The following is a 6,085-nucleotide window of genomic DNA, read 5'->3' on the forward strand; positions in this document are numbered from 1 at the left end:
GCTGCCGCTCGCGCTGGGCGCAGCCGGGCTGCTCGCCGTCGGCGGGTCCCTGGTGCTGGCGCGTCGAGCCCGCCGCGGTTGATCCCGGCGCCGGGTCACCGCGTTTCGTCTCGTCGCTGCGCTCCTCGCTCAACGACCGAAGCGTCACCGGGGTCACCGCGTTTCGTCTCGTCGCTGCGCTCCTCGCTCAACGACCGAAGCGTCACCCGGTCGCTGCGCTCCTCGCTCAACGACCGAAGCGTCACCGGTCGTTGAGCGAGCGAAGCGAGACGAAACGCGGCGCGGGACCACGCACGCGCGAAGGGCGCATCCCCGATCGGGGATGCGCCCTTCGCGCGTGCGTCCGTCAGCGCTTCTCGAGCTCCTCGGCCACGAGGAACGCCAGCTCCAGCGACTGCATGTGGTTCAGGCGCGGGTCGCACAGGGACTCGTAGCGGGTCGCCAGACCCTCTTCGTCGATCTGCTCGGATCCGCCCAGGCACTCGGTGACGTCGTCGCCGGTGAGCTCGACGTGGATGCCGCCCGGGAACGTGCCGACGGCGCGGTGGGCCTCGAAGAAGCCGCGCACCTCGTCGACCACGTCGTCGAAGCGCCGGGTCTTGTACCCGGTGGCCGACGTGATCCCGTTGCCGTGCATCGGGTCGGTGACCCACAGCGGCGTCGCGCCGGAGTCCTTGACCGCCTCGAGCAGCGGAGGCAGGGCGTCGCGGATCTTCCCCGCCCCCATCCGCGTGATGAACGTCAGCCGGCCGGGCTCGCGGTTCGGGTCCAGCTTGTCGATCAGGGCCAGCGCCGTCTCGGGCGTCGTGGTCGGGCCCAGCTTCACGCCGATGGGGTTGCGGATCCGCGAGAAGTAGTCGACGTGCGCGCCGTCCAGGTCGCGCGTGCGCTCCCCGATCCACAGGAAGTGGGCGGAGGTGTTGTACGGCGTGTTCGTCCGGGAGTCGATCCGGGTCATCGGCCGCTCGTAGTCCATGAGCAGCCCCTCATGACCGGTGAAGAACTCGACGCGCTTGAGCTCGTCGAAGTCCGCGCCCGCGGCCTCCATGAACTTGATCGCCCGGTCGATCTCCGCGGCCATCCGCTCGTAGCGCTGGTTGGCGGGGTTCTGGGCGAAGCCCTTGTTCCACGAGTGCACCTCGCGCAGGTCCGCGAACCCGCCCTGGGTGAAGGCCCGGATGAGGTTCAGCGTCGAGGCGGCGGTGTGGTAGCCCTGCAGCAGCCGTGCAGGGTTGGCCTCGCGGGATCCCTCGGTGAAGTCGTAGCCGTTGACGATGTCGCCGCGGTAGGCGGGAAGCGTCACGTCGCCGCGCGTCTCGGTGTCGCTGGAGCGCGGCTTGGCGAACTGGCCGGCCATGCGGCCCATCTTCACGACCGGCATCGAGGCGCCGTAGGTGAGCACCACGGCCATCTGCAGCACCGTCTTGATGCGGTTGCGGATCTGGTCCGCCGTGGCCCCGGCGAACGTCTCGGCGCAGTCGCCGCCCTGGAGCAGGAACGCCTGTCCGGAGGCGGCGCGGGCGAGACGGTCGCGCAGGTTGTCCACCTCACCGGCGAACACGAGCGGGGGCAGGGCGGCGATCTGCGTGGAGACCTCGGCGACGCGGGCGGCATCGGGCCACTGGGGCTGCTGCTTGATCGGGAGGGAGCGCCACGCGTCGATTCCATCGAGGTGCTGAAGCATCCCCCCATCCTACGGGGCTCCCGCGGGGCGATCGCGCGTCAGGAGGCCTGTGTGACGGCCGCGCTCAGGCGCTCCTTGACGGCCGACGCGTAGACGTCCTCGTACTGCTGCTGGCCGAGGCGCTGCAGGGCCACCATGATCTCGTCCGTGACGGATCGGAGGATGTAGCGATCGTTCTCCATCCCGGCGTACCGGGAGAAGTCGAGGGGCTCGCCGATGACCATCCCGACCCGCATGACGTTGGGGATGCGCTGCCCGGTCGGCATCGCCACGTCCGTGTCGACCATGACAACGGGGATCACGGGCACCCGCGCCTCGAGCGCCATCCGGGCGATGCCCGTGCGCCCGCGGTAGAGCTTGCCGTCGGGACTGCGGGTCCCCTCCGGATAGATCCCCAGGAGGTCTCCCCGGCCGAGGACGCTGAGGCCGGTGTTCAGCGACGCCTCCGATGCCTTCCCGCCGGAGCGGTCGATGGGAAGCTGACCGGTCCCCTTCATGAACATCCGGGTCGCCCAGCCCTTGAGCCCTCGGCCGGTGAAGTAGTCGCTCTTCGCGAGGAAGGACACCGGGCGGTCCAGCATCAGCGGCAGGAAGATGGAGTCGGAGAAGGACAGGTGATTGCTCGCCAGGATGGCGGCGCCCTTCGCCGGGACGTTCGCGCGCCCGACGATCCAGGGCCGGAACACGGCCTTGACCACCGGGCCGATCACGACGTACTTCAGGATCCAGTAGATCATCGTCGTGCAGTCTACCGCCGGCGGCCCCGACGGACGAGTGCGGTACCCGGTCCCAGAGGATCTGCGACTCGATCTCATCGTGATCCGCCGCGCAACCGCCCCCGCGTGGCCTAGACTCCTGAAAAGGCCGCCACCCGTCCGGTACCGAAGGAGTTGCCGTGGTCCAGTTCGAAGTCCCCGCGATCGTCCCCGCCGACCCCGAGGCGAACATCACCGATCTCCTGGTGCAGCGCGTCGAGAAGACGCCGAACCTCGCGCTGTTCTCCGTTCCCGACGGCGCCGGCTGGCGCGACGTCTCCGCCGCCGAGTTCCAGCGCGCCGTCATCGCCCTGGCGAAGGGCTTCGTCGCCGCCGGCATCCAGCCGGGCGAGAAGGTCGGCTTCCTCGCGCGCACGACGTACGAGTGGACGCTCGTGGACTTCGCGCTGTTCTACGCGGGCGCCGTCATGGTGCCGATCTACGAGACCAGCTCCCCCTCACAGATCCAGTGGATCCTGGAGGACTCGGGAGCCATCGCCGTGATGGTCGAGTCGGCGGAGCACTTCTCCCGCCTCGACGAGGTCCGCGGCGACCTGCCCCTCGTCCGCGAGGTCTGGCAGATGCACCTCGGCGCGCTCGACGCGCTCACCGCGCAGGGCGCCGAGATCACCGACGAGGAGGTCGAGCGCCGCCGCACGATCGCGAACGCCGCGGACATCGCCACCCTCATCTACACGTCCGGCTCCACGGGGCGCCCGAAGGGCTGCGTGCTGACCCACAGCAACTTCGTCGAGCTCGCCCGCAACGCGGCCAAGGCGCTCGACGACGTCGTCTCCACGCCGGGGGCCTCGACCGTGCTGTTCATCACCACCGCGCACGTCTTCGCCCGGTTCATCTCGATCCTCGACGTGCACGCCGGGGTGCGCACCGGGCACCAGCCCGACACGAAGCAGCTCCTCCCCGCGCTCGGCTCGTTCAAGCCGACGTTCCTGCTGGCCGTGCCACGCGTGTTCGAGAAGGTCTACAACTCCGCGGAGCAGAAGGCGGAGGCCGGGGGCAAGGGCAAGATCTTCCGCGCCGCCGCCGCGGCCGCGGTCGAGCACTCGCGGCTCCAGGAGGAGGGAGCGAAGATCCCCCTGGGCCTGCGCATCAAGTTCGCGCTGTTCGACCGGCTCGTCTACAGCAAGCTGCGGGAGGCGATGGGCGGCAACGTCGTGTACGCCATCTCCGGCTCCGCGCCGCTCGGCGCGCGCCTCGGGCACTTCTTCCACAGCCTCGGCGTCGTGATCCTCGAGGGATACGGGCTCACCGAGACCACGGCGCCCGCCACGGTCAACCTCGCCGACAAGTCCAAGATCGGCACCGTCGGTCCCGCCCTTCCCGGCGTCGGGATCCGGCTCGCCGAGGACGGCGAGATCGAAGTGCGCGGAATCAACGTCTTCAAGGAGTACTGGAACAACCCGGACGCGACCGCCGAGGCGTTCGACGACGGCTGGTTCCGCACCGGCGACATCGGCTCCTTCGACGACGAGGGCTTCCTCACGATCACCGGGCGCAAGAAGGAGATCATCGTCACCGCCGGCGGCAAGAACGTCTCCCCTGCGGCGCTCGAGGACCCGATCCGGGCGAACCCGATCGTCGGCCAGGTCGTGGTCGTCGGAGACCAGAAGCCGTTCATCTCCGCCCTGGTCACGCTGGACCCGGAGATGCTCCCGGCCTGGCTCGCCAACAACGGCCTGTCCGCGGACATGCCCCTGGCCGAGGCCGCGCGCAACGACGCCGTCCGTGCCGAGGTGCAGCGCGCGATCGACCACGCGAACACGCGAGTCTCGCGGGCCGAGTCGATCCGGAAGTTCACGATCCTCCCGTCCGAGTGGACCGAGGCCAGCGGGCACCTCACCCCCAAGCTGTCCATCAAGCGGAACATCATCCTGAAGGACTTCGCCGACGAGATCGCCGCCATCTACGACGAGCCGACGGCGACCACCACCGTTCCGCTGGGCTGACGCCCCGGACCGACGCCCCGAGACGCCGAAGGCCCCGAGCGATCGGGGCCTTCGGCGTCTTCGTGCGCAGCGGCGGTCAGAACCAGGAGCTCTCGCGGATCTGGCGCATCGCGAGGCGTCGGGTGTCCGGGTCGAGTCGCGAGACGTACACGCGTCCGTCCAGGTGGTCGGTCTCGTGCTGCAGTGCCTGGGCGAGCAGCCCCTCCCCCTCGAGCACGACCGGCTCGCCGTCGAGGTCGATGCCCTCCACCCGCGCCCACGGGTGGCGCAGGGCGTCGTGCCACAGCCCCGGGACCGACAGGCACCCCTCGCCGGTGGGCACCGGCTCGCCGCGCACCTCGACGAGCACCGGGTTCAGGACGTACCCGACGTCGCCGTCGATGTTGTAGCTGAAGGCGCGCAGCGCCACCCCGATCTGGGGTGCGGCGACGCCGGCTCGCCCCGGAAGCTGCACCGTGTCGACCAGATCCGCGACGAGGGCGCGCACGCCGTCGTCTATCTGCTCGATCGGCGCGCACACGGTGCGCAGGACGGGGTCGCCGAACAGGCGGATCTCACGGACCGCCATCAGGCGACCTGCGCCCGGAGGCCCTCGACGACCAGCGCGGCCAGCTCGCGCGCGGCCTGCCGCGTCTGCGGCTGGAGCCCGCCGTAGTTGATGGCGCTCCCCGAGGCGATCTGCGGGTCGTACGGGATGCGGACGACGTGCCGCACCCGCGTGCCGAAGTGCGACTCCAGCTCCTCCAGGCGCACCAGCGGCGCGCCGGGCGTCGATTGGTTGAGGACGACCACGGCGTCGCGGACCTTGTCCGCATAGCCGTTCGTCTCCAGCCACGTGAGGGTCTCGGAGGCGAGTCGTGCCTCGTCGACGCTGAGCCCGGCGACGACGACGAGGGTGTCGGCGTGGTCCAGCGTCGCCCCCATCACCGAGTGGACGATGCCGGTCCCGGTGTCGGTCAGCACCAGCGAGTAGTAGTGGGCCGCGACCGAGGCGACCTGTTCGTAGTCGGTGTCGCTGAACGCCTCGGACACCCGCGGGTCGGTGTCGGACGCGAGCACGTCCAGGCGGGTCTCGTCGCGGGAGACGACCGCCGAGATGTCGTGGTACCCGGTCACGCGGTCGTGGATCCGCACGAGGTCGCGCACCGTCTTGCCGTTGGTGCGGGCGATCCGGTCCGCGAGCGTGCCGCGGTCGGGGTTGGCGTCGACGGCGATCACCCGGTCGTCCCGGGCATCGGCCAGCGCCATGCCGAGCAGCGCCGTGACGGTGGTCTTCCCGACCCCGCCCTTCCGCGACAGCACCGGCACGAAGCGGGCGCCGCCCGACAGCGGCGCGGAGATGCGTGCGGACAGCGCCTTGCGCTCGCGCGCCCGGCGGCCGTCGCCGAGGTTGATGAGCTTGCCGGAGACGCGGTACACGAAGTGGTTCCACGCCCCTTCGGGCTCCGGCTTCGCGATCTGGTGGGGGTCCAGCAGGCGGTCCGCGGTCAGCAGGTCGGCGCTCTCACGCTTCTGCTCGCCGAGCTCGCCCAGGCGCTTCGACGTCGGTGCGGCCCCGCCGTGCTGCGGCGCACGTCCGGCCGCGGACGGCGATACGGGTTCCTCCTCGTGGGTGGACACCGGCGGCTCCTCCTCGCTCGGGGTCGTCGCCGGAGCGGCGACGGCCGGGGCGGCCGACC

The 6,085-nt window shown here is 70.7% G+C and carries 5 protein-coding genes; 1 reads left to right on the forward strand and 4 read right to left on the reverse strand.

The window, feature by feature from the left end; all coding sequences use genetic code 11:
- Positions 1-346 precede the first annotated feature (346 nt).
- Together MR1_RS18310 and MR1_RS18315 are read right to left on the reverse strand one after the other, a co-directional pair.
- A complete protein-coding gene (locus MR1_RS18310; protein WP_067250490.1) occupies positions 347-1,684 on the reverse strand; it encodes a class II 3-deoxy-7-phosphoheptulonate synthase in 1,338 nt (445 codons plus the stop codon).
- A 38-nt stretch (positions 1,685-1,722) separates the two neighbouring features.
- Positions 1,723-2,421, reverse strand: a complete 699-nt coding sequence (locus tag MR1_RS18315) for a lysophospholipid acyltransferase family protein (RefSeq protein WP_067250494.1) — start codon at positions 2,419-2,421, stop codon at positions 1,723-1,725.
- Positions 2,422-2,579: 158 nt separating this feature from the next.
- Here MR1_RS18315 and MR1_RS18320 point away from each other — a divergent pair, with 158 nt between their 5' ends.
- A complete protein-coding gene (locus tag MR1_RS18320; RefSeq protein WP_067250497.1) occupies positions 2,580-4,406 on the forward strand; it encodes an AMP-dependent synthetase/ligase in 1,827 nt (608 codons plus the stop codon).
- 76 nt (positions 4,407-4,482) lie between these two features.
- On the opposite strand, the gene def is transcribed toward MR1_RS18320, so the two are convergent.
- A complete protein-coding gene (def, locus tag MR1_RS18325; RefSeq protein ID WP_067250501.1) occupies positions 4,483-4,974 on the reverse strand; it encodes a peptide deformylase in 492 nt (163 codons plus the stop codon).
- Positions 4,974-6,085 (reverse strand): MinD/ParA family ATP-binding protein (locus MR1_RS18330; protein WP_067250504.1); only part of this gene is annotated, 1,112 nt, incomplete at its 5' end. The genes MR1_RS18330 and def, both read right to left, overlap by 1 nt.

Origin of the sequence: Microbacterium resistens NBRC 103078 (assembly GCF_001552355.1) — a bacterium.
Classification (GTDB): Bacteria; Actinomycetota; Actinomycetes; order Actinomycetales; family Microbacteriaceae; genus Microbacterium; species Microbacterium resistens.